Below are 25,939 nucleotides of genomic sequence, written 5' to 3' on the forward strand. Positions count from 1 at the left end.
GTCAGACCAGTTCCTGGCGGGCGCGGGCGATCTCGCGCTCCACCGCTTCACGGGCGGTGCCGCCGGTGGCGCGGCGGGCGTTGACGGAGGCCTCCAGGGTCACGAAGTCGTAGATGTCCTTGCCGATCAGTTCCGAGAACTGGCGGAATTCCTCAAGGGAAAGCTCGGGGATGTCCTTGCCGTGCTCGATGCAGTAGCGCACCGTCTTGCCTACCACCTCGTGGGCCTGACGGAAGGGTAGACCCTTGCGCACAACGTAGTCGGCCACATCGGTGGCGGTAGAAAAACCGCGGGCGGCGGCCACCCGCATGTTCTCGGCCTGCACCTTCATTTCGGCGATCATGTCGGCGAAGATCTTCAGGCTCCCCTTGATGGTGTCGATGGTGTCGAAGAGGGGCTCCTTGTCTTCCTGCATATCCTTGTTGTAGGCCAGCGGCAGGGATTTCATCAGGGTCAGCAAGCTGATGAGGTTGCCGTAGACGCGGCCGGTCTTGCCGCGCACCAGCTCGGGAACGTCGGGGTTCTTCTTCTGCGGCATGATGCTGCTGCCGGTGCAGAAAGCGTCGGTGAGCTCGATGAAGTGGAAGTCGGCGGAAGACCAGAGGATGAGCTCTTCCGACAGGCGGGAGAGGTGCATCATCAGGATGGCGCTGGCAGCGCAGAACTCCAGGGCGAAATCGCGATCGGAGACCGAATCGAGGCTGTTGCGCGTGACGCCGTCGAAGCCGAGCTGCTCGGCGACGAATTCGCGGTCGATAGGGAAGGTGGTGCCGGCCAGGGCCCCAGCCCCCAAGGGGAGCACGTTAAGGCGCTTGAGCACGTCGGCGAAGCGGCCGGCGTCGCGCTTGATCATCTCGTAATAGGCGAGCATGTGATGGGAAAAGAGCACCGGCTGCGCCGTCTGCAGATGGGTATAGCCGGGCATGATGACGGCGAGGTTCTTTTCAGCCTGCTGCAGCAGCGATTCCTGCAGGCGGCGCAGGTAGCCCAGGATCTCCTTGAGCTCGTCACGCAGGTAGAGGCGCACGTCCAGGGCCACCTGGTCATTGCGGGAGCGGGCCGTGTGCAGCTTGCCGCCGACGGCGCCGATGCGCTCGATAAGGCGAGCCTCGATGTTCATATGGATGTCTTCCAGGGAAACCTTGAATTCGAAGTTGCCCCCTTCGATGTCGGTCAGGATGCTCTCCAGGCCGCTGATGATCTGCTCGGCGTCCTCGGCGCCGATGATGCCCTGACGGGCCAGCATGCGGGCGTGGGCGATGGAGCCCTGGATATCGTAGCGGTACATGCGTTTGTCGAAATCGATGGAGGCGGTGAACTCTTCCACAAATTTGTCGGTGGGCTGGGTAAAGCGCCCGGCCCAGGGTTTTTCACTCATGATGTCTGTGCTCCATTTCAAGGTTTCATGGCGGCCCATAAGGACCGTCTCAGGTTGAACCGTTATTCGCTGAAAACACGCTGCCAGCCCTGGCTGCCGTCGAGCTGAAAAATGCTGTGCACCCGGAGCGGAACCCGGGTGGTGCGCGGATCGAGCTCATGGAAGACCGGCAGGTTGAAGTAGTAGAGGCGGGTGCCGGTACCGAAGCGCATGCGGCAGACGGGGAGACCGCCGAAGTCGTCGGTCTCGAACTCGGCGAACTGTTTCTGTTTCATCTTGTGATTCTCATGGATGATGACCGAGGAGCGCCCGAAGGTGGCCTCGGGAGTGCTGCCGCTACCCGTGGTCTCGTCCGAAGTGTTGCAAAAGACGGTGATCGAGTCGCGCACGCCGGGATGCTGCGACAGGTACTCGCCGTAGTAGCCGTTGACCACGTCGCGAAAGGCGCGGTGTTCGGGCTTGGGGTTGCACTCGAGGACCGCCAGCAGGTCGAGACGCTGGCGCGTCTGAAAAAAGAGTTCGTTGGCCTTGTCGATCAGGACGCTGATGTTCGACCGGTAGATGGTGCGGTAGATGTAGTCGAAGCAGATCAGGGCCATGAAGTTGAAGGGGTTGGGGTGGCAGTGAAACAGAGGAAAGACCTTGCCGCGATAGAGGTCATGCAGGGCGTCGGGGTTCTCCTCGGCGAAGTAAGGGTGGCTCTTGGCTTCGAGAAAGACCCGGACTTTGCCGTCGGCCTCCTTGACGGCGATGACCGCCCAATTGGCCGGCAGCTGCTCCACGTCTCCCGCATCGATATCTTCGAGCACCTGGGCCAGCGCCTCGGCGTTGTCCTCCCGATATCTTTCGAGCACCTCTCGATAATGGGCCAGCGTCGTGTGCTCTACCCCGAACATGGTCACCGTGTTGTTGTGAAAGCGGTGGCGGATGAGGTCCAGCGCTTCCTCTACCCGCTCGGCCGGTACCGTGGATTCGGGAAAGAGCAGAAAATGGAGTTTCTTGAGGTTGCCTTCACCCGCGGCCACCATTTCCAGCACCGAGCGGACCATCTCCCAGCTGGTCGTGGGTTCGGTCAGCCGGCACAGGTGCTCCTTTCGGGACAGCCAGGTGGGCAGCTGGCAGACCATGCAGTGCAGATGGTGCCCCCAGGGGAATTCGACCGACAGATTTTTCTCGACGATGCGGAACATGGCCGGCTTTCAGGTCAGGGCGAAGGGAAGGTGCCGCCGGGAATCTCGTTTTCGATGGCGCCGATCGGTGGCGCCTGCGCCTCGGGAAAGAGGCCGGGATAGATCTTGCCCAGGATATGCCGGGTGCCGGCCGGAATGCTCAGCGCCGACAGGTCCTCACGCCCGACCCAGCGGGCTTCCGTGCATTCGCTGCCGTTGGGCTGCAGCTCGAAGGTCAGCGGCGCGCAGCGATAGTAGAGGATGATGAAGTGATCGTTGCGCTCCCCGATGCCCAGGCGTTCAAAGACATCAATGAGCCCCTCGACCCGCACCGCGATGCCGACCTCTTCCTGCACCTCCCGGTGCAGGGCCTCCAGGATCGGTTCGCCATGGTCGATCTTTCCCCCGGGCATCACCCACTGGCTGCAGAACGGCTCGATGCAGCGGCGGGTGAGCAGAATGCGTTCCTGCTCATCGATGATGCAGGCGACCACCGAGGTCTTGATCTGGGGCTGTTTGGCGAATTCCATTGGGGTTCCGTGAGGTGTGACGCGTGAGGGGTGAGGAGCAAGACCTTTTCGCCTTACCCCTCACCCCTGACACCTTACTTTTTGTTCTGACGCTGAATGGCGGCGATGCGCAGGCGCAGGGCGTTGAGCTTGATGAAGCCCTCGGCGTCGGCCTGGTTGTAGACATCGTCTGCCTCGAAGGTGGCGAAGTCGACATTGAACAGGCTGTCGCTGGCCGAGTCGCGGCCGACGGTGCGGCAGTGCCCCTTGTAGAGCTTGATGCGGGCCTTGCCGTTGACGGTCTGCTGGGTCTGGTCAATCATCGTCTGCAGGGCAATGCGTTCGGGAGCGAACCAGAAGCCGTTGTAGATCATGCTGGCATACTGGGGGACCAGGGAGTCACGCAGGTGCATGACTTCGCGGTCCATGGTGATGGACTCGACGGCGCGATGGGCCTCTTCGAGGATGGTGCCGCCCGGGGTCTCGTAGACGCCGCGACTCTTCATGCCGACAAAGCGGTTCTCCATGAGGTCGACGCGGCCGATGCCGTGTTTGCCGCCGATCTCATTGAGCCTGGCCATCAGCTTGGCCGGAGAAAGGCGCTCGCCATTGACGGCGACGGCATCCCCCTTTTCGAACTCGATCTCGACATATTCCGGCTGGTCGGGAGCGTCTTCGGGGCGCTTGGTCAGCACGTACATCTCTTCGGGCGCCTCGGCCCAGGGATTCTCCAGAATGTCCCCTTCAAAGGAAATGTGCAGCAGGTTGCGGTCAGAGCTCCAGGGGAACTTCTTGCTGGTGGGCACGGGAATGCCGTGCTTCTTGGCGTAGTCCTCCAGGGCGGTGCGGCTCTTCATGTCCCACTCGCGCCAGGGGGCGATGACCTTGATGGCCGGATCGAAGTGGTAGTAGGCGATTTCGAAGCGCACCTGGTCGTTGCCCTTGCCGGTGGCGCCGTGGGAGACGGCGTCGGCGCCTTCCTTGGCGGCGATCTCCATCTGCGCCTTGGCAATCAGCGGCCGGGCGATGGAGGTGCCGAGGAAGTAGCGCCCTTCGTAGATGGCGTTGGCGCGGAACATGGGGAAGACGAAGTCGCGGGCGAATTCTTCTTTGAGGTCAAGAATATGGCAGCTGCTGGCACCGGTCTTTTTGGCTTTCTCGGGGATATGGTCAAGCTCTTCCCCCTGGCCGAGATCGGCGGAGTAGGCCACGACTTCGCAATCGTACTCCTCGGTGAGCCATTTGAGAATGATGGAGGTGTCCAGGCCGCCGGAATAGGCGAGGACGACTTTTTTGACGGTGCTCTTCTTGGACATGAATATCTCCTGGTTTGATGAGTGGGATGCGAGGCACAAAGGCCAAGTCGTTGCCGTGCCTTATCTCCTGGTTTCTACAACTTTATAACATAGGTGCTGGCGATTTTATCGTGCAGCCCCTGTTTTTGTGAATCGAAAGCCACCATGAGGTAGCCGATGCCGAACAGGATGGTAGAGATCCCTTTGCCGATGGTCTCCCGCAGCAGGGCGGAGCCGTAGCCGATGTTGGCGCCATCGGTGCGGATGACCTTGATGCGCACCGCCATTTTGCCCGGCGTCTGTCCGCAGTAGCCCGTGAAGAAGACGTAGTAGGCTACAGCCAGCACCATGCCGAACAGCCCGGTGGTCAGGCCCAGCATCACATTCCCTTCGCCGGAGAGATCGCCGCCGGCCAGGCCGGCCGTTAGCCCGAGGATAAAGCCGAGCACCATCTGTACGACAGTGACCAGAATCGAATCGACCACGGAAGCGACGACGCGCACCCAGAAGCCGGCTTTGGGAAGCTCCGCCGCCGTGGGTTCAGAGGCTGTCTCGGTCGAGAGAGGATTCTGCCCCAGTTCGTGCTGACGGCGCTGCCATTTCTCGTAGATGATGCCGCAGCCCTCGCAGGAGTCACCGGTCGGCTGCTGCAGTCCACAGGCCGGACAAACCGTCTGCTCTGATGGGGGCGGGGGCGCCGTCTGGGCAGCCCTGTCCGTGGCCGGGTTGAAGGTGAAGACTTGTCGACACTGGGGACAGGTTACCCGGGTGGTGCCGGCGGGAACCTTGGCAGGGTCCACGTTACGGGAAAAATCGCAGTGGGGGCAGCGGATGTTCATGGGATCTCCAGGATAGAGTTTCAGGCCATGAGGGTGGCCATGATGGCCTTCTGCACATGCAGACGATTCTCGGCTTCGTCAAAGACCACCGAATGGGGCCCTTCGATGACGGAGTCGGTGATCTCCTCGCCGCGGTGGGCCGGCAGACAGTGCAGCACGATGCAGTCGGAGGCGGCAGCCGCCACCACTTCGTCATTGAGCTGAAAGCCGACGAAGGCCTGCTCCCGCTCTTTCTGCTCGGCCTCCTGGCCCATGCTGGCCCAGACATCGGTGTTGAGGACCTGGGCGCCGTGAGCGGCCTCCAGGGGGTCGTGGGTGTAAAGAATATTGGCGCCGAGTTCTTTGGCCCGGGCCACGACTTCGGCATCGGGTTCGTAGCCTTTGGGCGTGGCGACCCGCAGCTCGAAGCCGAAGACGGCGGCGGCGTTGATCCAGCTGTGCGCCATGTTGTTGCCGTCGCCAATCCAGCAGTAGCTCAGATCCTGGTAGTGCCCCTTGTGTTCAATGACCGTGAAGAGGTCGGCCATGATCTGGCAGGGATGATAGCTGTCGGTCAGGCCATTGATGATGGGAATGTCCGACCAGCGCGCCAGCTCTTCAACACCGGCCTGAGAAAAAGTACGGATCATGATACCGTCGACGTAGCGGGACATGACGCGGGCGGTATCCTTGATCGGTTCACCGCGGCCGAGCTGCGTGGTGCCCGAGTGCAGAAAGAGGGCATGGCCGCCGAGCTGGTACATGCCCACTTCGAAGGAAACCCGGGTGCGGGTAGAGCTTTTCTCAAAAACCATTCCCAGGGTCTTGCCCTTGAGGAGGTGATGTTCCTCGCCGCGCTTCTGTTTAGCCTTGAGCTCACGGGTCAGGTCAAATATACGGTCAAGTTCATCGCGGCTCCAGTCGGTGAGAGCCAGAAAGTCTTTTTTCACGGTGCTACTCCTGGGATAAAGGAATCAAAGTCGGGCGGGCACATCAGCCCCCTCTCCTACACTTCCATCAATATGCCGGCCAGAATGTCGATGGCCTCGTCGATTTCGGCCTGGGTGACGATCAGCGGCGGCACGAAGCGCAGTACCTTGCCGACGGTGCAGTTGATGAGCAGCCCCTTGGCCATGGCGCGATTGACGATGTCGGCACCGTCGATGGTCAGCTCCATGCCGAGAATCAGGCCGCGCCCGCGCACCTCGGTGACAAAGTCGAAGCGTTCTTTCAGATCCAGCAGTCGTTGATACAAGTACTGTCCCATGACCTGGCAGTTTTCAAGGACGCCGTCTTCCAGGGTGGCGCGCATGGCGGCGACGCCGGCGGCAGACATGAGGGGATTGCCGCCGAAGGTGGAGCCGTGGGTGCCGGGGCCGAAGGATTCGGCGACTTCTTCCCGCGCGACCATGGCGCCGATGGGAGGGCCGCCGGCCAGAGCCTTGGCCAGGGTCATGATGTCGGGCTCGACACCGTCATGCTCATAGGCGAAGAGGGTGCCGGTGCGGCCGCAGCCGACCTGAACCTCGTCGAAAATCAGGAGCAGCCCCATCCTGTCACAGAATTCACGCACGGCCTTGAGGTAGCCCGGCGGCGGCACGTTGACGCCGCCTTCCCCCTGCACGGGTTCCAGCATGATGGCGCAGGTCTGGGGCGACACGGCCGCGCGCAGGGCATCGATGTCGCCGAAGGGGACATACTTGAAGCCGGGCAGGATGGGGGCGAAGCCGGCCTTGATCTTGTCCTGGCCTGTGGCGCTGATGGTGCCGAGGGTGCGGCCGTGAAAGGAGGCGAGGGCGGTAATGACCTCGAAACGGTTCTCGCCGGAGCGGTCGGCGCTGTATTTACGGGCCAGCTTGATCGCGGCTTCATTGGCCTCGGCCCCCGAGTTGCAGAAAAAGACGCGGTCGCCGAAGGAATGCGTGCACAGCAGCTCCGCCAGCTCGATCTGCTGGGGGATGTGGTAGTAGTTGGAGCAGTGCAGCAGCCGCTTGGCCTGCTCGGTGAGGGCTTCCACCACCTTGGGATGGCAGTGACCGAGATTGTTGACAGCGACACCGGCGACGAAGTCGAGATAGGTTTTGCCGTCGGCGTCAAAAAGCCGGCAGCCTTCGCCGCGAACGGCGACGATGGGATAGCGGCCGTAGGTCTTGGCAATGTGGGCATTGCCGCGATCGATCCAGTGCTGTGAAATGCTCATGAGTTGAACCTCGCGATAGCGGTGCCGATTCCCTTGTCGGTGAAGATTTCCAGCAGGCAGGCGTGCTCCATGCGGCCGTCGATGATGTGGGTTTTGGTCACCCCTTCCTCGACGGCGTCGATGCAGCAGTTGACCTTGGGGATCATGCCGCCGGAGATGGTGCCGTCATTGATGAGGTCAGGCACACGGTCGATGTCGATGGTCGAGATGAGACGTCCCTGCTTGTCCTTGACCCCCTCGACATCGGTAAGGAGGATGAGCTTTTCGGCGCGCAGGGCGCCGGCGACCTTGCCGGCCACCAGGTCGGCGTTGATGTTGTAGGTCTCGCCGCCCAGACCGACGCCGATAGGCGCAATGACGGGGATGAAGTTGTTGTCCTCCAGGGCCATGATAATGGCCGGGTTGACATGTTCGACTTCACCGACCAGGCCGACATCGATGATCTCCGGCGTCAGGGTGTCGGGATTGATGGCCTTCATCTCCAGTTTGCGGGCCCGGATGAAGTGGCCATCCTTTCCGGAGAGGCCCACGGCCTGGCCGCCATGGCGATTGATGTTGCCGACGATCTCCTTGTTGACCTTGCCGCCCAGTACCATCTCCACCACGTCCATGGTCGCCGCGTCCGTTACCCGCATACCCTGCACGAAGCGGGTCTCCCGACCCATCTCCTTGAGGACCTGGCCGATCTGCGGGCCGCCGCCGTGGACGACGACGGGGTTGAGCCCGATGTATTTCATGAGGATGACGTCGCGGGCGAAGCCCTCCTTCAGTCGCTCTTCCACCATGGCGTTGCCGCCGTACTTGATGACGATGGTCTTGTTGCGGAATCGCTTGATGTAAGGCAGCGCCTCCATCAGCACATTGGCCTTGTCGATGATCTCCTGCATGGTCGGTTCTCCCGGCATCCGTCGATGCCCTCCGTGAAAGGCGGGACTAGAGTATGTATCTGCTGAGGTCTTCATCCTCGACGATGTCGGCGAGGACGCTGCGGACGTAGGCGGCATCGATCTCCACCCGTTTGATAGAGCGCTCCGGGGCGTCGAAGGAGAGTTCCTCCAGCAGTTTTTCCATGATGGTGTGCAGGCGTCTGGCGCCGATGTTCTCCGTGCGTTCATTGACTATGCGGGCGGTGCGGGCAATCTCGCGCACGGCATCCTCATGGATGATCAGGTCGATACTCTCCGTCGCCATCAGCGCGCAGTACTGGCGGGTCAAGGCGTTCTTCGGCTCGGTAAGAATCTGGACGAACTCTTCTTCGCCGAGGCTGTCCAGTTCGACGCGGATGGGAAAACGTCCCTGCAGTTCGGGAATGAGATCCGAGGGCTTGGCGACATGAAAGGCGCCGGCGGCGATAAAGAGGATGTGGTCGGTCTTGACCGGACCGTACTTGGTGTTGATGCTGCTCCCCTCGACGATAGGCAGGATGTCGCGCTGCACGCCTTCACGGGAGATCTCGGGGCCGTGGCCACCTTCGCGGCTGGCAATTTTGTCGATCTCGTCTATGAAGATGATGCCGCTCTGTTCGGTGCGTTCGCGGGCGAGCGTCTGCACCTTGTCCATGTCCACCAGCTTTTCGGCTTCCGTCTCGATGAGGATTTCGCGGGCGTCGGCCACCTTCATGCGGGTGCGCTTGGTCTTCTTGGGGAAGAGGTTGCCGAACATCTCCTTGAGATTGATCCCCATATCCTCGGCGCCGGGTGGGGTGAGGACGTTCATGGCCGGCATCTTGGCTTCCTGGGTCTCCAGTTCAACGAAGCGCTCGTTGAGAGCCCCTTTGCGCAGCAGCTTGCGCAGCTTGTCCCGGGTTGACTCTTTGCTCTCGCCTGTTTCCGTCGAAACGGGTTCGCCGGGCAGGAGCAGGTCGAGCAGGCGTTCTTCGGCGAGGTCTTCGGCCTTGACCCGCACCTTCTGCGCTTCTTCTTCCTTGACCATGATGATGGCCAGATCGAGGAGGTCGCGCACCATGCTTTCGACGTCACGGCCGACGTAACCCACCTCGGTAAACTTGCTGGCTTCCACCTTGACGAAAGGGGCCTGGGCCAGCCTGGCCAGGCGGCGGGCGATCTCGGTCTTGCCGACGCCGGTGGGGCCGATCATGATAATGTTCTTGGGGGTGATCTCTTCGCGCAGGTCGTTGGCGACCTGCTGGCGGCGCCAGCGGTTGCGCAGGGCGACGGCCACGGCGCGCTTGGCGTTCTTCTGGCCGACGATGTAGCGGTCCAGTTCGGAAACGATTTCTCTTGGCGTGAAGTTTGTCATGACAGAGACTCGATGAGGATCTGGTCGTTGGTGTAAATACAGATACCCGCCGCTATTTTCATGGCTTCCTCGACAATCTGGCGGGCGGGAAGGGACGAGTGGGCCACCAGGGCGCGGGCCGCCGACTGGGCGAAGGCGCCGCCGGAACCGATGGCGGCAACGCCGTCGTCGGGCTCGATCACATCACCCGCCCCGGAAAGAACCAGGGTAGTCTCCTTGTCCGCCACGATGAGCAGGGCTTCAAGGCGGCGCAGTATGCGGTCGGTACGCCAATCCTTGGCCAGGGAGACGGCGGCGCGCGGCAGGTTGCCGCGGTACTCCTGCAGCTTGGCCTCGAATTTTTCAAAGAGGGTGAAGGCGTCGGCGGTGCTGCCGGCAAAACCGGCCAGAATCTGCTCGTTGTACATGCGTCGGATTTTGCGGGCGCCGTGTTTCATGACGGTATTGCCCAGGGTCACCTGCCCGTCGCCGGCGAGGGCGACGTCACCGTCTTTTCTGACACAGACAATCGTTGTTCCGCGAAACATGGGGTCTCCTTTGCACCAGGGCTCCAGTAAGGTTTTCTCACAGGAGAAAATAGCGCGAATATAACACAGAGGCCAGGGCAAAAAAAGAAAAATGCCCCCACAGACCCCATCGCAAAGGCGTATGAAGACTGCGGCGGCAGCATGTTTGTCGTCATCAGCGAGGAAAGGTCAGGGTGGCTGTGGTGCCGATCCCCGGCCGGCTCTCGATCTGGATTGTCCCCTGATGGGCCTGGACAAATTCCCGCGCGTAGTGAAGGCCCAGGCCGAATCCCCGGATCTGACCGGCGTGGGACGGGTCCACCTGGTAGAATTTTTCAAAAATTTTGGGCAGATTCTCCCGGGATATCCCCTCGCCATTGTCCACGATTTTCAACACCAGCTGGTCGGGTCCTGCTTGACCGCTCAGGGTGATGGCCCCTCCCGTTGCCGTGAATTTTATGGCGTTATCCAGCAGGGCCCGGATGGCGAAAATAAGCCGCTCCCGATCCAGTTCCATGTCGGGGAAGTCACCCTCAATATGTTCGCTGAGGGCTATGCCTTTGCGCTGGGAAGCATACTTGAGCTGATGAAAGACACCCAGGGCCAGGTCTTTAAGGTTGCACCGCGTCAAAGTCGGCGGGCCATCCTGGAGAATGACATCGCTATAGGTAAGCAGATCCTGAATAAGGGTGGCCAGGTATTCCGACTCTTCCAGGATGAGGGTGAGCGTGTCGGAGAAACCGGGATCCGACTTGTCCAGTGAACCGTGAGCGAGGTTCTGGATGAACAGGGAGATGGCGGTGGCCGGTGTCTTGAGTTTGTGGGAGACCAGACCGAGAAAGTCGGACTTGAGCCGGTCCATGCGTTTGAGGTGAAGCAGCTCCTCCTTGAGAGCCTTTTTCTCCAGGACATTGTCCAAGGTAGTCTTGAGCTGCAGCATGTTGATCGGCTTGCTGATGAAATCATCGGCGTTGGCTTTAAGGGCCCGCAGGATGATGTTCTTCTCGCTGTAACCGGTCATGACCACGACGGCCTTGTTGGGATCTTTTTTCTTGATCGCTTCCAGCAGGTCAAGACCATTCATATTCGGCATCATGACGTCGGTCAGGATGACATCGACCTTTTCCCTCTCCAGAATATCCAGGGCCTCAAGGCCGTCGGCCGCCATGAAGACCTGGTATCCGTCCAGGACCATGGCACACATGTCCCGGATGACGCGTTCGTCATCGACGACCAGGATGCCGCGTCCGGCAGTTCCAGGATGGAAAGAGTGGCTTTTGCCTGAATCCACAGCCTTCTCCACGACTCGTTATTTCAAGGGAGGGGTGAAAAGGGCTAACAGTTCCACCGGTTCGCTGCCGTTGTTTTTGAGGCCATGGGCAACGCCCGACGGTGCCACGCAGCAGCTGCCAGCGCCGACGACGGTCTTTTTTTCACCCATGGTGCACAACGCCTCGCCGGAGAGGATATAAAACGTTTCGGTCTGCCCGTCATGGGTATGGGGGAAGATTTCGCCGCCGGGGGCAATTTCCCCTCGATGCACCGACAGGGCAGGATTGAGGGCGGCCGTGACCACGTCCCGCAGCGTGAAGCCGTCGTGCTTGGGGTGGGGGTAGCTCGCCTGTTCTCGCGTTTGTACAATAGTCCCTTGCATGGGGCTCTCCTGTGCAATGAGAGGGTGATTACTTCAAAGCCTCGGCCACCAGGGCCTCGACGTCATTAAGAGCCGCTTCCAGGTTTTCCGGTTGGCTGCCGCCAGCCTGGGCCAGGTCGGGACGGCCACCTCCCTTGCCACCGACCTTTTCGGCCAGGGCCTTTATAAGCTGGCCGGCATGGAGTCGCCCGCTGAGATCCTTGGTTACGGCGACCAGCAGATTGGCTTTGCCTTCGTAGTCGCAGCCCAAAGCCAGGACACCTGACTGTAGTTTGTCGCGCAATTGATCGGCGAGCTCCCGCAGGGTCTTGCCATCCATGGCGGCGACGCGGGTCGCCAGCAGCCTGACGCCAGCCACCTCTTTGACCTGCCCCAGAAGCTGGTCGGCTTGCCCTGACTGCAGGCGGCCCTGCAGGGATTCGAGTTCGCGCTCCAGCACTTTCTGCTGCTCCAGCAGCTTTTGTACCCGCTTGGCCAGCTGATCGCGGTTGCTCTTGACCAGAGTGGCCAGGCTGTCGAGATATTCCTCCTGCTGCTGGACGGCCTCCAGCGCTCGCGGACCGGTGACAGCCTCGATACGGCGCACTCCGGCGGCGATGCCGCTCTCCTGCAGAATCTTGAAGAGGCCGATGTCACCGGCGGCCTGGGCATGGGTGCCGCCGCACAGCTCCATGCTGAACTCGCCGACGCGGACCACGCGTACGGTGTCACCGTATTTCTCACCGAAGAGGGCGGTGGCACCAGCGGATACGGCCTCCTGGTGAGCCATCTCCCGGGTTTCGATTTTCTGGTTTTCGCGGATGCGGCGGTTGACCTCACGCTCGACCCGCAGGAGCTCATCTTTGCTCAGCGGGGAGAAGTGGATGAAGTCGAAGCGCAGTCGCTCGGGGGTGACGAGGGAGCCGGCCTGCTTGATGTGGTCGCCGAGGATGTCGACCAGCACGGCCTGCAGGATATGGGTGGCGGAGTGGTTAAGGGCCGTGGCCTGGCGGATGTCGCCGTCGACCTTGAGATCGGCGGCGTCGCCCTGGCGCAGGGTCCCCGAGAGGACGCGCACCTGATGAACGGTCAGTTCCGCTATCGGTTTGCGGGCGTCAAGGATCTGACCATGGCCCAGACCGGTGCTGATCTCGCCGCGGTCGCCCACCTGGCCGCCGGATTCGCCGTAGAAGGGGGTGACGCTGGTGATGATTTCCACTTCTTCCCCTTCCCGGGCTTCTTCAAGGCGCTGGCCGTCCTTGAGGATGGCCAGAATGGTACCGTAATCGGTGAGGGCACCGTAGCCGGTGAATTCGCAGCGCATCCCTTCTTCGACCAGTTGGCGGTAGATGGCCGCAATGGCTTCCTCGCCCGAGCCTTTCCAATGCTCCCGCGCCTTCTGCCGCTGTTTTTCCATGCAGGCTTCAAAACCTGCCTCATCGAGGGTGAAGTGTTCGGCTTCGACGATATCGGCGGTCAGATCAACAGGGAAGCCGAAGGTGTCGTAGAGTTGAAAGACGACGTCGCCGGGCAAGACGGTCGCGCCCTGTTTCTTCAGCTTCTCTACCGCCTCGTTGAGGATGCGCAGGCCGTTGTCGAGGGTCTGCATGAAGCGCTCCTCCTCGTTGAGGACGACCTTGGCGACATAGTCACGGCGCTCCGCCAGTTCGGGGTAGGCGCCCTGCATCTGCTCCATGACCCGCTGGGCGGTGCGGTAGAGCATGGGCTCCTGAAAGCCGAGCATCTTGGCGTGGCGCATGGCCCGGCGCATGATACGGCGCAGCACGTAGCCGCGTCCCTCGTTGCTGGGCAGCACCCCGTCGGCGATGAGAAAGGCGGTGGCTCGGCTGTGGTCAGCGATGACCCGCATGGAGACATCGTCGCTCGTGACGGCACCATAGCGTTTGCCGGCAAGGTCTTCGACGTAGGCGATGAGGGTGCGCAGCAGGTCGGTGTCGTAGTTGGATTTGACCCCCTGCATGACCGTGGTGATGCGCTCCAGACCCATGCCGGTGTCGACGGAAGGTTTCGGCAGGGGAGTGAGGGTGCCGTCGGCGCTGCGGTCGAACTGCATGAAGACGTTGTTCCAGATCTCCATGTAACGGTCGCAGTCGCAGCCCACGGCACAGTCGGGACTGCCGCAGCCGACTTCGGGGCCGTTGTCCCAGAAAATCTCGCTGCAGGGGCCGCAGGGGCCGGTGTCCCCCATGGACCAGAAGTTATCCTTCTCACCGAAACGATAGATGCGCTCCCGCGGTACACCTTCCTGCTCGTGCCAGATGTCGGCGGCCTCGTCATCATCGGTGAAGACGGTGACGTAGAGGCGGCTTTTGTCCAGCTTCAGGTCGACGGTGAGGAATTCCCAGGCGAAGGCGATGGCTTCTTTCTTGAAATAATCGCCGAAGGAGAAGTTGCCGAGCATTTCGAAGAAAGTGTGGTGGCGGGCGGTGCGGCCGACGTTTTCGAGGTCGTTGTGCTTGCCGCCGGCACGCACGCATTTCTGCGAGGAAGCGGCCCGCACGTAGGGGCGTTTCTCGCGGCCGAGAAAAAGATCCTTGAACTGGTTCATCCCGGCGTTGGTGAAGAGGAGGGTCGGATCGTTGTGGGGAACCAGGGAGGAGGAAGAGACCACCGTATGGCCGCGGTCCTCGAAAAACTTGAGAAAGCGGGCGCGAATGTCGTTGCCGGTTATCATGGAATCTGTCTTACCCTTTCTTTTGGACCGCGGCCATCACGTCGGTGAAGGTGAAGCCGCGGCGCATGAAATAATGAATCACCCGGCGACGCTGCCGGTCATCTGCGCTCTGGTAGTCAAACTGGGGGAAACGTCTGTCGAGCAGGTCTGTCAACAGCCCCATTTCATCGTGTTCCGTGCGGGCCGTCTCAAGAGCCTGGCGGGCCAGACCTTCCTCGATGCCGAGGCGCTGCAGTTCGAGGAGCAGGCGCTTGCCCGTCGCCCGCCCCTGGCTGAGCAGCAGGCGAGCCCGCTCTTCGGCAAAGCGTTCATCGTCGAGATAGCCCAACTGACGGCAGCGCTCCAGGCAGGCGGCGATGTCCTGCTCGGAGAATTCTTTGCGTCGCAGTTTCCCCCGCAGTTCCTCTTCGCTGCGCCCCCTTAAGGCCAGCAGCCGCAGGGCGGCGGCCATGGCCTCAGAACCGCTCAATTTCGATGGAATCCCCGGAGCCCTCGGCCGACTTCTCGCCCCCCCCTTTCTCAAAGGCGTCCCAGGTCAGGTCGGAGGTGCTGGAGATGCCCGAAAGCTTGAGTTTGAAATCGTCGGGATTGGAGCTCTGCCGCAGCGCTTCGTCGTAGGTGATGAGCTTGCGCTGCAGCAGTCCCATGAGGGACTGGTCGAAGGTCTGCATGCCGTAGGAAACGTAGCCCTGCTGAATGGTGTCCCGTAGCAGCTTCGTCTTTTCCTTGTCGTCGATGAGTTCGCGCACGCGGGCGGTGGAAACCATGACTTCCACGGCCGGCACTCGCCCTTTGCCGTCGGCCCGGGGGACCAGACGCTGGGAGACGACCCCCTTCAGAATCGCGGCCAACTGCAGGCGAATCTGTCGCTGCTGGTACGGGGGGAAGGCGCCGACAATGCGGTTGATCGTCTCGGGGGCGTCAAGGGTGTGCAGGGTAGACAGCACCAGATGCCCCGTCTCGGCGGCGGTCAGGGCGGTTTCGATGGTCTCGTAGTCGCGCATTTCGCCGACCAGGATGACGTCGGGATCCTGGCGCAGGGCGCTTTTGAGGGCGACATCGAAGCTCACCGTGTCCAGGCCGATTTCGCGCTGGTTGATGATACTCTTCTTGTCACGGTGCAGGTACTCGATGGGATCCTCAATGGTGATGATGTGCGCCGTCCGGTGGGCATTGATATGGTCGATCATCGAAGCCAGGGTGGTCGACTTGCCCGAGCCGGTGGTGCCAGTGACCAGAACGAGGCCGCGGGGTTCCATCGCCAGCTTTTTGAGTACCGGCGGCAGCTGAAGTTCGTCCATATCCTTGACGTCGTAGGGAATGGAACGAAGAACCATGGAGACAGAACCGCGCTGGGCAAAGACATTGACGCGGAAGCGCCCCAATCCCGGTACGCCGTAGGATAGGTCGAGCTCGTGCATCTCTTCGAAGTGGGCGCGCTGGCGCTCGTTCATGATCTCCAGCGCCATCTTCCTGGTGGTCTCCGGCTCGATACGGGCCACCTTCGGATGCGGACGCAGACTGCCGTCGATGCGGTAGATAGGAGGCAGCCCCGCCTTGATGTGAATGTCGGAGGCTCTGGCCTTCATGGCCACGGCCAGGATTTCGTTCAGTTCCATACCTTAAGCCTTTTCTACAGCCGCTTCCGTCTTTTTCAGGCCGTAATGGGTGAGGATCTTCTCTTCGATCTCAGCCGCCGTCTCCGGGTGATCCTTGAGGAACTGCTTGGCGTTCTCGCGTCCCTGGCCGATGCGCTCATCGCCGTAGGAGAACCAGGCGCCGCTCTTGTCGATGACGCTGGCCTCGACGCCGAGATCGACGATGTCCCCCTCGCGGGAGATGCCGGCCCCGTACATGATGTCGAATTCGGCTTCCTTGAAGGGTGGCGCCACCTTGTTTTTGACGACCTTGACCCGAGTGCGGTTGCCGATGACGTCCTGTCCCTGTTTCAGGGAGGCTATGCGGCGGATGTCCATGCGCACGGAGGCGTAAAACTTGAGGGCGTTGCCGCCGGTGGTCGTTTCGGGGTTGCCGAACATGACGCCGATCTTCATGCGGATCTGGTTGATGAAGATGACGCAGCAGTTGGACTTGCTGATGGTGCCGGTGAGTTTGCGCAGGGCCTGGGACATAAGGCGGGCCTGCAGGCCCATGTGCGAATCGCCCATCTCGCCTTCGATCTCGGCGCGGGGGACGAGGGCGGCCACCGAGTCGACGACCAGCACGTCGATGGCGCCGCTGCGCACCAGCACTTCGGTGATTTCGAGAGCCTGTTCGCCGGTGTCGGGCTGGGAAACGAGCAGGTCATCGGTCTTGACGCCAAGCTTGCGGGCGTAGTGGATGTCGAGAGCGTGTTCGGCATCGACAAAGGCGGCGATGCCCCCCTTCTTCTGGGCTTCGGCGACAATGTGCAGGGCCAGGGTGGTTTTGCCGGAAGATTCGGGCCCGAAAATCTCGATAATGCGCCCTTTGGGGATGCCGCCGACGCCCAGGGCGATGTCCAGTCCCAGCGCGCCGGTGGAAATGGTCTGCACATCGGGCAGGATGGCGTCCTCACCCAGGCGCATGATGCTGCCCTTGCCGAACTGTTTCTCTATGTGGCTCATGGCCAAATCGATAGCTTGCGCGCGGTTTTTGTCCGCCATGGTTTTCCCTTTCCATCGTTGAAAGTGTTGAGCCGGCCTTTTTCGAGCCGGTGTTGTCAGAGGCGAATGGCTTTCTCAGCCCAGTGTCACGCATTTTCGTGGGATATGCGTGGCACCATCCGGGCCCAGTCGGCTTTCGTACAGGATCAGTCGGTCAATGTTCAGGCTGCCGAGGTCGGTGTTGCGAAAGCGGCTCAGCACTTTCGCGGCGCCGGCAAAAGGGATCCGGCAGCGCCCCAGGGTCAGGTGCGGGGTAAAAGGCCTCTCTTCAGGGGGGAGGCCGATGCCGGACAGGCCGTTTTCCAGTTGAACATAGAGCGAAGCCAGGGGGGCTCCTCCCTGAACTCCTGCCCAGATCACCCGTGGCCGCGTCGTGGACGGAAAGGCACCGATGCCACGGACAGGCGCCGAAAACGGGGCAGTGAAAGACTTAACCGATAGCATAACTTCCCCTATTTTTTCAAGGCATTCTTCGGGAAGATCTCCGAAAAACCGGAGGGTCAGATGCAGATGGTCGGGCCCTGTCCAGCGCACTCCCGGCCAATCCGCCCCCAGGTTCTTCTGCAGATCGGTCAGTGCCTCACGGACTTCCTTATTCAGGGGGATGGCCAGAAAGGCCCTCACCAGGGGCATGACGGTATCACTGTTCATGACAGCCTCTATGCCGGGGCGAGGCCCCCGCTCTCTTCCATCGGCAGCAGCACATGGAAGGCGCTGCCCTTTTCTGTGGTTCCGTCGCTTTCTACCCAGATCATGCCGCCGTGGGCCTCCACCATTCCTTTGACCAGGGTCAGCCCGAGGCCGACTCCCTTGCCGCCGAACCGGGTGGTGGAGGTGAAGTGTTCGGTGATATCCCCCACCTCGTAGAACTTGTCGAAGACCTGGACATGTTCCTCCGGAGCGATGCCGACACCGCTATCTTCAACGCAGACGCGAATCATCGGCTTCTGGCCGGCCCGGTCAAAGAAGGAGGATGAAAACTTTCGCAGCTCCTGCTCCCGACAGCGGAGTTCTTCGTGAGAGATGGGCCCAGCGCTGATCCGCACCCAGCCCCCTTCCGGGGTGAACTTGACGGCATTTTCCACCAGACGCTGGAACGCCTTTTTCAGATGATGGCTGTCGCCGCAGACACAGGCCATATCCGGCAGTTCAGCCACCTGGTAGCACAGTTTCCGCGCGGCCATGACCGGGGCGAAGGTCGAGCCGACCTCCTGAAGCAGGGTCGGCAGATGTACCGCCTCCCTGGCCAGATAAATGTCTTGGGATTCGATGCGCGCGACTTCCAGCAGATCTTCGACGATGCTCGTCAATCGTCTGGCGCCCTGGTGAATGATGTTGAGAATCTGTTCACCCTGTTGGTCGACGCAGCGTTGCAGGCGTCCTTCAAGCATTTCCGCCCCGGAAAGAACGCAGGTCAGGGGAGTGCGCAGTTCGTGGGAAGCCAGGGCGAGGAAGTTGCTCTTCATGCGATCGATTCGCGCCAGGGTGCGGTTCGACTCCTCCACCCGGCTCAGGTGCTCCCGCAGCGTCTGACGGGAGCGTTCCAGTTCACGGCTGCTGGCTTCGGTCAGGCGGACCTGCCAGCGCAGGGCATCCAGCAGGCCGGCTCCTTCGACGGCCGTGCCCAGGTGGCGACCGATAGTCATCAGCAGCTGTACCTGGTCGCGGCTGAAGACGCGCTTGGAGCGTGTAAAAACAAAGAGAATGCCCAGCGTCCTGTCCTGGGCGGTCAGGGGGATGGCCTGAAAGCCATGCCAGCCGGCCTCCCGCACCGCCGGCGAGGCCAGCCGGCAGTCTTTCTGCAGGTTGGCCGAGGCGCGGGGATGGCCGCTGATGGCTACCCTCCCGGCCAGCCCTTCTCCCGGCGAGAGGGCGCGAAGTTCGGCGAGGACAGTATCTTCGATGCCCTGGTGAACGCGCAGGTCCATGTCCGTCCGCTCATGGCGGAGCAGATAGATACCGCCGCCATCGGCAGCCATGGCCTGGGTCACTTCGCTCAAGATGATCGCCAGCATTTCGTCCAGATCGTGGCTGACGGCAGCGCGGCTGGCAATTCTGTTGATGAGGAGCAGGTCCTGGTTTTTCTGCCGCAGTTCCGTCTCAATGCGCTTGACTTCAGTGACGTCTCTGAGCACGCCGTGAACGAGGGTGTCTTCCCCCATTTCACCCAGGCGGGCATGGACGGCACCGACAAATTGGCTGCCGTCCTGGCGGCGGAAGGTCAAATTGGACTCCTCTCCATACCCATTCCTGAGTACCCGTTTGACCAGGCGTACATAGCGGCGATGGTGGGAACCGGGGAAGAGGACGGACAAAGAAAGGTGAGGGATTTCTTCGGCGCTGTAACCCAGCAGTTTTTCGGCCTGGCGGTTGACTTCAACCAGGGTACCTCTTTCGGGATGGATAAAGAAGATAGCATCGCCGGCGTGATCCAGGATTTGCCGGTAGCGTTTCTGGGCGATGCGGGCGCTTTTTTCCTGTTGACCGGCCTGCTCCCGCCAGTGCGTGGTTTCCTGTTCCAGCGTGCTGTGGTGGTGGTTAAGGCGTCCCAGGAAGCGAGTGGTGAGCAAGAGGGAGAGTAGGCTCAGACCGAGAAGGACCGCCGCAGCAAACCTGGCAGGCGGGCTCTGTGCCGACATCGGCAGGAGCACCAGGGCCGTCAGGACGGCGCCTGCGGTTATGCCCGTCAGAATTTTCGTGGAGCGGGTGGTGGAGCTGTGTCTGCCCATACCTGTTTCCCCTGTCAGCCGCTGTGATCCGGCCTCGTCAGCGCGGTTCTTCAGGCGCCGTAAGTTCTGCTGCTGGTCTCGTCAGCAGGTAGCGACGGATCCAGTCGAGGGCCATGCAGGCGGCCAGGATGCGCACCTGCTCGCGGTTGCCGTGGAAGCGGTAGCCTCTGGCTTCTTCCCTATCCGCCGCACTGAGGGCGATGAAGACGGTGCCGACGGGCTTCTGCGCCGTGCCGCCCTCGGGGCCGGCGATGCCGGTGACGGCGACGCCCAGGCGGGTGCCGGCGGCGCCGCGGATGCCGGCGGCCATGGCCAGGGCGCAGGCTTCGCTGACGGCACCCTGCTCGCTGAGGACCTGTTCCGGTACCTGCAGCCAATCCTGCTTCGCCGAGTTAGCGTAGGTGACGGCACTGCGTTCCAGAAAGGCCGAAGCACCGGGTAGGTTCGTCAGCCATGTGGAGATAAGGCCGCCGGTGCAGGATTCAGCCAGCGCCAATGTGGAACCCGAGTCGGTGAGCTGGCGGGCGACGTTTTCGGCCAGAGTCTGGCCGCCTGCAGCGACCACGAAGTCGCCGAGAACCTGCCGCACCTGCGACTCCCCCCGCGTAAGCAACTCGGCCGCATCAGGACGGGCGCTGCGCAATTTGACGATGACCAGTGGGAAGTCGACGCCGAAGGCCAGCTGGACCCCGTCGGGAAGGGTGTTCCGGCTCAGCAGTTCCTCCACCCGTGGTTCGGACAGCCCGAAAACCTGGAACAGTTTTTCCTGGCGGGGGGGCTGGCCGCCCTGGCGTTGCCTCAGAGCCGGCAACACGGACTCATCCAACATGGTGGCCATCTCCGCCGGTACGCCAGGGAGGAAAAAGAGAAAGGCGTCGTGGCGGGTCAGGCTGAATCCCGGTGCCGAGCCTTTCGGGTTGGGGATGAGGGCGGCGCCCCGGGGCAGCATGGCCTGCTTGTCGTTGCGAGGGTGCATGTTGACGCCCAGGCGGGCAAAGTGCTGACGAATCAGCGAGAGGGCCTCGTCGTTTCGTTCCAGGGGCAGACCAAAGACATGCGCGGCGGCGGCGGCCGTGAGATCATCGACCGTGGGGCCGAGCCCGCCGGTGACGATGACGACGTCCATTCTGGCGGCCAGAGCTGCCAGGGCCTCTTCGATATCCCCTCTGTCATCGCCCACGCTGAGGGATTCCCGCAGTCCGTAGCCGTGAGGACTCAACTGGCGGGCGATGCGCTGGGTGTTGGTGTCGGCCAGCTCACCGCTGAGGAGTTCATCTCCGATGGTCAGTACCGCGATATTCATGGCGGTCTATGTTATCCCTTGAGAGTGGTTTCGAAGAGGTGGAGAAAAATGCGCAAGGCGATGGCGCCGTAGATGCCGGCGACAACGTCGTCGAGCACGACCCCGTAGCCGTTTTTCATTTTTTGGTCGAACCAGGAGGCCGGCGGTATTTTGCTGATGTCGAAGAAGCGGAAAAGCAGAAAACCCGCGATGGCAGCTGTCCAGGAGAAGGGGAGAAAGGCCACCGTCGCCAGGTAGCCGACCAACTCGTCGATGACGATGCGGCCATCATCCACCACGCCATAGTGCTTGCCCGCCTCGCCGGCGGCCCAGAAGGAGAGAAAGAGCAGGGCCGTCCAGGTCAGGGCATAGAGGCCCGGCGGCAGCGATGCCAGCAGCCAGAAGGCGGGGATGCCGGCCAGGGTGCCGACGGTGCCGGGGGCGAAGGGTGAGTAGCCGAGACCGGCGTTGCTGGACAGAAAGAGGACAAAAGGTCGCACAGCTTATTGCGTCTCCATGGAAAAAAGGTGGTCGGCAGCGCGCTCCACCAGTCGATAGACTTCCGGCAGAGGCAGACCGCTGCTTTGGGCCAGGCGCTGACAGCTGTCGAACTCGGGGGTGACGCGCAGCAGCCGTCCGTCCTGGTAAAAAAGTTTGACCTCAGCCGGTCCCAGCGCCGTGTCGAGGCAACGCTGCTCGCGGGGGAGCTTGAGGCGTCGTACCTGCTGCAGGCGCACGCCGCTGGCACTGCTCTCACGCAGGAGCAGGGCGGCCAGCTCTTCGCTCCGCGCAGCCGGTACGACAACGGTGAGGCCGACGCCGGGGCGGTTTTTTTTCATCTGCAGGGGAGAGAAGGCCACGTCAAGGGCTCCCGCAACGAGCAGGCGCTCCATGAGGGCGCCGAGCCATTCCGGGTTGATGTCATCGAGGTGACTCTCCAGAACGCCGACGTAGTCGCTTTCGGCGCTGCTCTCGGCAGCAGTGCGGCCGAGGATGCCCCGCAGCAGGTTGGGGCGATCCGCCAGGTCGCGGCTGCCGACCCCATAGCCGGTGCGTACTACCGTCATGGCCTCCAGGGGGGCAAAACGGGCGATTTCGGCAACGATGGCGGCGCCGGTGGGGGTCACCAGCTCCTTGTCGCAGCGGCCGTCGACGATGGGCAGCCCTTGGAGAATCTCCAGGGTAGCCGGCGCCGGCAGGGGGATGGCGCCGTGGGCGCAGTGGACGGTGCCGTGACTCATGGGTAATGGGCCGCAGAGAATTTTATCGATGGGCAGCTGCTCCAGAGCGATGGCGGCGCCGACAATGTCAACGATGGAGTCGATGGCGCCTACCTCGTGGAAATGGACGTCGGCGAGGTCGACGCCATGGACTTTCGCCTCGGCTATGCCCACCCGGCGGAAGATGCGCCGGGCCAACTCCCGGGTCGCGACGGGCAGCGGACTTTGCGCCAGCATGCGGTCGATGTCGGCCCAGGTGCGGTGATGGTGCGACTCCTCAAAGAGGACATCGACCTTGGTGCCCGTGATTCCCCGGCGCTGCTGGCGGCTGCTTCGCAGTTGCCAGCCCTGGATGGGCAGCGTGGAAAGTCCCGCCTCGATAGCCTGCAGGTCGACGCCGAGGTCGACCATCAGGCCGAGAAACATGTCGCCGGAAATGCCGGAAAAGGGATCGAGATAGAGTATGTTCATGCGGGTGTCGTTTTGATGATGCGGCTGGCGGCAAAGGCGGCGCCGAAGCCGTTGTCGATGTTGACCACCGTGACGCCGCTGGCGCAGGAGTTGAGCATGCCGAGCAGGGCCGCCACCCCGCCGAAGGCGGCGCCGTAGCCGACGGAAGTGGGTACGGCGATGACCGGCACGCGCACGAGGCCGCCCACCACCGAAGGCAGGGCGCCTTCCATGCCGGCGACGACGATGATCACGGCGGCCTTTTGCAGCTGGTCGGTGCGCGCCAGCAGACGGTGGATGCCGGCCACGCCGACGTCGACCACCTCCTCGACCTGCAGGCCGAGCATGCGGGCGGTAACACTGGCCTCGCGGGCCACCGGCAGGTCGGAGGTGCCGGCGCAGACCACCAGGACCGATCCTGTTGGTCGGGAGGTCTGCGGTTTCTGTATCAGGGTGAAGGTGCGGGCGAGTTCGTCGTAGTCCCCCTGCGGGAAGGATGTTTGCAGCGATTCGGCGCAATCGGCCGGCAGGCGTGTCACCAGCACGTTGCTCCCCCGCTCCGCCATCTTGCCGACGATGGCCAGCAGCTGTGCCGCCGTCTTGCGTTCGCCCAGGATAATCTCGGGAGCGCCCTGGCGCAGCTCGCGGTGGTGGTCGATCTGGGCGATGCCGATATCTTCAAAGGGGAGAGAACGCAGCCGCGCCATTCCGTCGTCGATGGAGAGGTGCTGGTCACGAATGGCCCTCAGCAGTTTGTGGAGTTCGTCCTGATTCACGTCTTAGCGGCCTTTGCAGATAGCGGAAGGTAGAGCTGTAAAGAATAGCAAGTTACAAGTGCTTTTCAATGCCAGGCCTTGGGATGTCAGCTGCCTATTTTGTTGACGAAAACTTCACGTGGCTTACTGGTGCCGTCGGAGGGGCTGACGATCCCTTCCTGTTCCATTTTTTCGATCATGCGTGCAGCACGGTTGTAGCCCACCCGCAGACGTCGCTGCAGCATGGAGATGGAAGCCTGCCGCGTGTCGGCCACCATGGCCAGGGCCTCATCCCACTTTTCGTCATAGCCATCCTCGTCGTCGCTGCCGCTCCCTTCGGAAGCGGGGGGCGCTTCGAGAATCGATTTGTCGTATTCGGGCAAGCCCTGTCGCTTAAGGAAATCGACTACCCGCTGCACTTCCAGCTCAGAGACGAAGGCTCCGTGGACCCGCTGCAAGGCGCCGGTACCGGGGGGGAGAAAGAGCATGTCCCCCATGCCGAGCAGGGTTTCTGCCCCCATGGAGTCGAGGATGGTGCGCGAGTCGATGCGCGAAAAGACCTTGAAGGAGATGCGCGTGGGGAAGTTGGCCTTGATGAGCCCCGTGATGACGTCGACGCTGGGGCGCTGGGTGGCGAGGATGAGATGGATGCCCGAGGCACGCGCCATCTGGGCCAGGCGGGCCACTGATTCCTCGATCTCGCGGCCAGCGACCATCATCAGGTCGGCCAGTTCGTCAACAATGACCACGATAAAGGGGAGGTGACCGTGCTCGAGCTCCTCGCCGTCGATCATCTCGATCTCCGGCAGTGCCTCCTCATCGGCGTCGATCGTCTCGACGACCAGTTTTTCCTGGCTCTTCTGCAGCTCTTTTTCTCTTTCTTCCTTGGCGATTTTCTTGTTGTAGCCGTCAATGTTGCGCACGCCCTTGTCGGACATGAGCTTGTAGCGCCGCTCCATCTCGCGTACCGCCCAGGCCAGGGCCAGTGCCGCCTTCTTGGGGTTGGTCACCACGGGCAGCAGCAGATGGGGGATGCCCTCGTAAATGGAGAGTTCCAGCATCTTGGGGTCGACCATGATGATGCGCACGTCTTCAGGTGTGGCGCGGTAGAGCAGGGAAAGGATCATGGTGTTGATGGATACCGACTTGCCGCTGCCGGTGGAACCGGCTACCAGCAGATGGGGCATCTTGGCCAGATCGGCCACCACGGTACGACCGAAGATGTCCTTGCCCAGAGCCATGGGCAGGCGTCCACCCGATTTCTGGAATTCCTCCGAGTCGATGATCTCCTTGAGGTAGACGGTCTCACGTTCCTTGTTGGGAATCTCGATACCGACGACGCCGCGACCGGGGATGGGGGCGACGATGCGGATGGAGAGGGCCTTCAGCGCCATGGTGAGGTCATCGGAGAGACCGGCGATTTTGTTGACCTTGACGCCGGGGGCCGGGGCGAACTCGTACATGGTCACCACGGGGCCGGGCTTGACCTCCACCACCTCGCCGTCGACGTTGAAATCCTTCAATTTGGTTTCCAGGATGCGCGCGTTCATCATGAGCGCCTCCTTGTCCACCGGCTTCGGCGGCTCCCCCTCATGGTCGAGCAGGGTGAGGGTCGGCTTGTGGTAGGTCCCCGAAGGTTCCAGGAAATCAAAGGCCTCCTGCGGGCTTTCCTTGACCTCCTTCGCCTTCTTTTTGACGGGTTTGGGAGGAGGCGCCGGCCGGAAGGTCGGGGGTGAGATGCGCGGAGCCGACTCCATTTTTTCCTTTTTGACCGCTTCGCGCTGCTTCTTGCGGGCCAGCCGGGCCTCCCGTTTTTTTTCCAGGCGGGCCGCAAAGCGTTCGAGCATCCCTTCGAGAAAGAGGACCATGGAGAAACGGGCCGCCAGCATGAGGGATACCAGGAAGAAGACGCTCAGGAAGATGGCGGCGCCGGCCGGGTTGAGGTAGCTCGACAAGGTGTCGGCGAGAACGCGTCCGGCGGCGCCACCGGCCTCATTGATCGGCTGGCCGAAGAAGGATACCTTGGAAAAACGTAGCGCGATGAGAGCGCACAGGGAGAGCAGCAGCACCAGAAAGGCCGTCCCCTTGTAGATCCGCACCTTGACGTCGCGGAATTTGAGAAGGCGCCAGGCAAAGAGCAGGCAGGCCAGAGGCAGCAGCAGCGAGACCAGGCCGAAGGCCTGCAGCAGCAGATCGGACAGGTGAGCTCCCACCACGCCGCCGTAATTGCGGACCAGGGTCGGGTCGAGGTTATTGTTGAAGGACGGGTCGCGGCTGTCGAAGGAGATCAGGCACAGGATCAGGAAAATGCCGGCCGCCAGCCAGAAGACACCGGCGATTTCCTTCTTGAGATGCTCCCGAAAGAGGGTTTTTGTTTCTGGGCTCATAAGGGTGAA

The 25,939-nt window shown here is 61.9% G+C and carries 23 protein-coding genes; all 23 read right to left on the reverse strand.

Translation table 11 applies throughout. The annotated features are described in order from the left end of the window. Position 1 precedes the first annotated feature (1 nt). The 23 genes from argH to AOP6_RS02955 all read right to left on the reverse strand — a co-directional run bounded on the left by argH (position 2) and on the right by AOP6_RS02955 (position 25,930). On the reverse strand, positions 2-1,381 hold the full coding sequence (gene argH, locus AOP6_RS02845) for an argininosuccinate lyase (RefSeq protein ID WP_155877606.1): 1,380 nt from the start codon (positions 1,379-1,381) through the stop codon (positions 2-4). A gap of 59 nt (positions 1,382-1,440) precedes the next feature. Next, a complete protein-coding gene (locus AOP6_RS02850; protein ID WP_155875127.1) occupies positions 1,441-2,568 on the reverse strand; it encodes a hypothetical protein in 1,128 nt (375 codons plus the stop codon). Between the two features lie 14 nt (positions 2,569-2,582). Then, positions 2,583-3,077, reverse strand: coding sequence for an NUDIX domain-containing protein (locus AOP6_RS02855; RefSeq protein WP_155875128.1), 495 nt, complete (start codon positions 3,075-3,077; stop codon positions 2,583-2,585). Positions 3,078-3,151: 74 nt separating this feature from the next. Next, complete coding sequence (locus AOP6_RS02860; RefSeq protein ID WP_155875129.1) at positions 3,152-4,372, reverse strand: argininosuccinate synthase; 1,221 nt, start codon at positions 4,370-4,372, stop codon at positions 3,152-3,154. Between the two features lie 74 nt (positions 4,373-4,446). Further along, on the reverse strand, positions 4,447-5,190 hold the full coding sequence (locus AOP6_RS15245) for an RDD family protein (protein WP_155875130.1): 744 nt from the start codon (positions 5,188-5,190) through the stop codon (positions 4,447-4,449). A 20-nt stretch (positions 5,191-5,210) separates the two neighbouring features. Beyond that, on the reverse strand, positions 5,211-6,119 hold the full coding sequence (argF, locus tag AOP6_RS02870) for an ornithine carbamoyltransferase (protein ID WP_155875131.1): 909 nt from the start codon (positions 6,117-6,119) through the stop codon (positions 5,211-5,213). A gap of 56 nt (positions 6,120-6,175) precedes the next feature. After that, a complete protein-coding gene (locus AOP6_RS02875) occupies positions 6,176-7,369 on the reverse strand; it encodes an acetylornithine transaminase (RefSeq protein WP_155875132.1) in 1,194 nt (397 codons plus the stop codon). Continuing rightward, a complete protein-coding gene (gene argB / locus AOP6_RS02880; protein WP_155877607.1) occupies positions 7,366-8,256 on the reverse strand; it encodes an acetylglutamate kinase in 891 nt (296 codons plus the stop codon). Before argB ends, AOP6_RS02875 begins: the two co-directional genes overlap by 4 nt. Positions 8,257-8,302: 46 nt before the next feature. Next, on the reverse strand, positions 8,303-9,628 hold the full coding sequence (hslU, locus tag AOP6_RS02885) for an ATP-dependent protease ATPase subunit HslU (protein ID WP_155875133.1): 1,326 nt from the start codon (positions 9,626-9,628) through the stop codon (positions 8,303-8,305). Further along, on the reverse strand, positions 9,625-10,155 hold the full coding sequence (hslV, locus tag AOP6_RS02890) for an ATP-dependent protease subunit HslV (RefSeq protein WP_155875134.1): 531 nt from the start codon (positions 10,153-10,155) through the stop codon (positions 9,625-9,627). The genes hslU and hslV overlap by 4 nt, the downstream gene beginning before the upstream one ends. A 154-nt stretch (positions 10,156-10,309) precedes the next feature. Next, positions 10,310-11,425, reverse strand: coding sequence for a response regulator (locus AOP6_RS02895; RefSeq protein WP_225897336.1), 1,116 nt, complete (start codon positions 11,423-11,425; stop codon positions 10,310-10,312). Between the two features lie 18 nt (positions 11,426-11,443). Beyond that, positions 11,444-11,788 carry a cupin domain-containing protein gene (locus AOP6_RS02900; protein ID WP_155875135.1) on the reverse strand — a complete coding sequence of 115 codons (345 nt, stop codon included), beginning with the start codon at positions 11,786-11,788 and terminating at the stop codon, positions 11,444-11,446. A 28-nt stretch (positions 11,789-11,816) separates the two neighbouring features. Continuing rightward, the gene (gene alaS, locus AOP6_RS02905) at positions 11,817-14,459 is read right to left on the reverse strand and encodes an alanine--tRNA ligase (protein WP_155877610.1); all 2,643 of its coding nucleotides are present in this window, start codon (positions 14,457-14,459) and stop codon (positions 11,817-11,819) included. A gap of 13 nt (positions 14,460-14,472) precedes the next feature. Continuing rightward, a complete protein-coding gene (locus AOP6_RS02910) occupies positions 14,473-14,931 on the reverse strand; it encodes a regulatory protein RecX (RefSeq protein ID WP_155875136.1) in 459 nt (152 codons plus the stop codon). After that, positions 14,918-16,081 (reverse strand): type IV pilus twitching motility protein PilT, encoded by a 1,164-nt coding sequence (locus AOP6_RS02915; protein WP_155875137.1) that lies wholly within the window; start codon positions 16,079-16,081, stop codon positions 14,918-14,920. The genes AOP6_RS02910 and AOP6_RS02915 overlap by 14 nt, the downstream gene beginning before the upstream one ends. Before the next feature lie 3 nt (positions 16,082-16,084). After that, positions 16,085-17,107 (reverse strand): recombinase RecA, encoded by a 1,023-nt coding sequence (recA, locus tag AOP6_RS02920; RefSeq protein ID WP_155875138.1) that lies wholly within the window; start codon positions 17,105-17,107, stop codon positions 16,085-16,087. A gap of 75 nt (positions 17,108-17,182) precedes the next feature. Beyond that, a complete protein-coding gene (gene thpR / locus AOP6_RS02925) occupies positions 17,183-17,758 on the reverse strand; it encodes an RNA 2',3'-cyclic phosphodiesterase (protein WP_155875139.1) in 576 nt (191 codons plus the stop codon). Positions 17,759-17,766: 8 nt separating this feature from the next. Then, entirely contained in the window at positions 17,767-19,836 is a 2,070-nt protein-coding gene (locus tag AOP6_RS02930; protein ID WP_155875140.1) for an ATP-binding protein, read from the reverse strand. 37 nt (positions 19,837-19,873) lie between these two features. Further along, positions 19,874-21,139 (reverse strand): CinA family nicotinamide mononucleotide deamidase-related protein, encoded by a 1,266-nt coding sequence (locus tag AOP6_RS02935; protein ID WP_155875141.1) that lies wholly within the window; start codon positions 21,137-21,139, stop codon positions 19,874-19,876. A gap of 11 nt (positions 21,140-21,150) precedes the next feature. Further along, entirely contained in the window at positions 21,151-21,618 is a 468-nt protein-coding gene (locus tag AOP6_RS02940; protein WP_155875142.1) for a phosphatidylglycerophosphatase A, read from the reverse strand. Between the two features lie 3 nt (positions 21,619-21,621). After that, a complete protein-coding gene (larC, locus tag AOP6_RS02945; RefSeq protein ID WP_155875143.1) occupies positions 21,622-22,809 on the reverse strand; it encodes a nickel pincer cofactor biosynthesis protein LarC in 1,188 nt (395 codons plus the stop codon). Then, positions 22,806-23,564, reverse strand: coding sequence for a nickel pincer cofactor biosynthesis protein LarB (gene larB / locus AOP6_RS02950; protein ID WP_225897337.1), 759 nt, complete (start codon positions 23,562-23,564; stop codon positions 22,806-22,808). The genes larC and larB overlap by 4 nt, the downstream gene beginning before the upstream one ends. Before the next feature lie 86 nt (positions 23,565-23,650). Then, on the reverse strand, positions 23,651-25,930 hold the full coding sequence (locus AOP6_RS02955; protein ID WP_155875144.1) for a DNA translocase FtsK: 2,280 nt from the start codon (positions 25,928-25,930) through the stop codon (positions 23,651-23,653). Between the last annotated feature and the right edge of the window lie 9 nt (positions 25,931-25,939).

Source organism: Desulfuromonas sp. AOP6, from assembly GCF_009731355.2.
Taxonomy (GTDB): Bacteria; Desulfobacterota; Desulfuromonadia; order Desulfuromonadales; family SZUA-540; genus SZUA-540.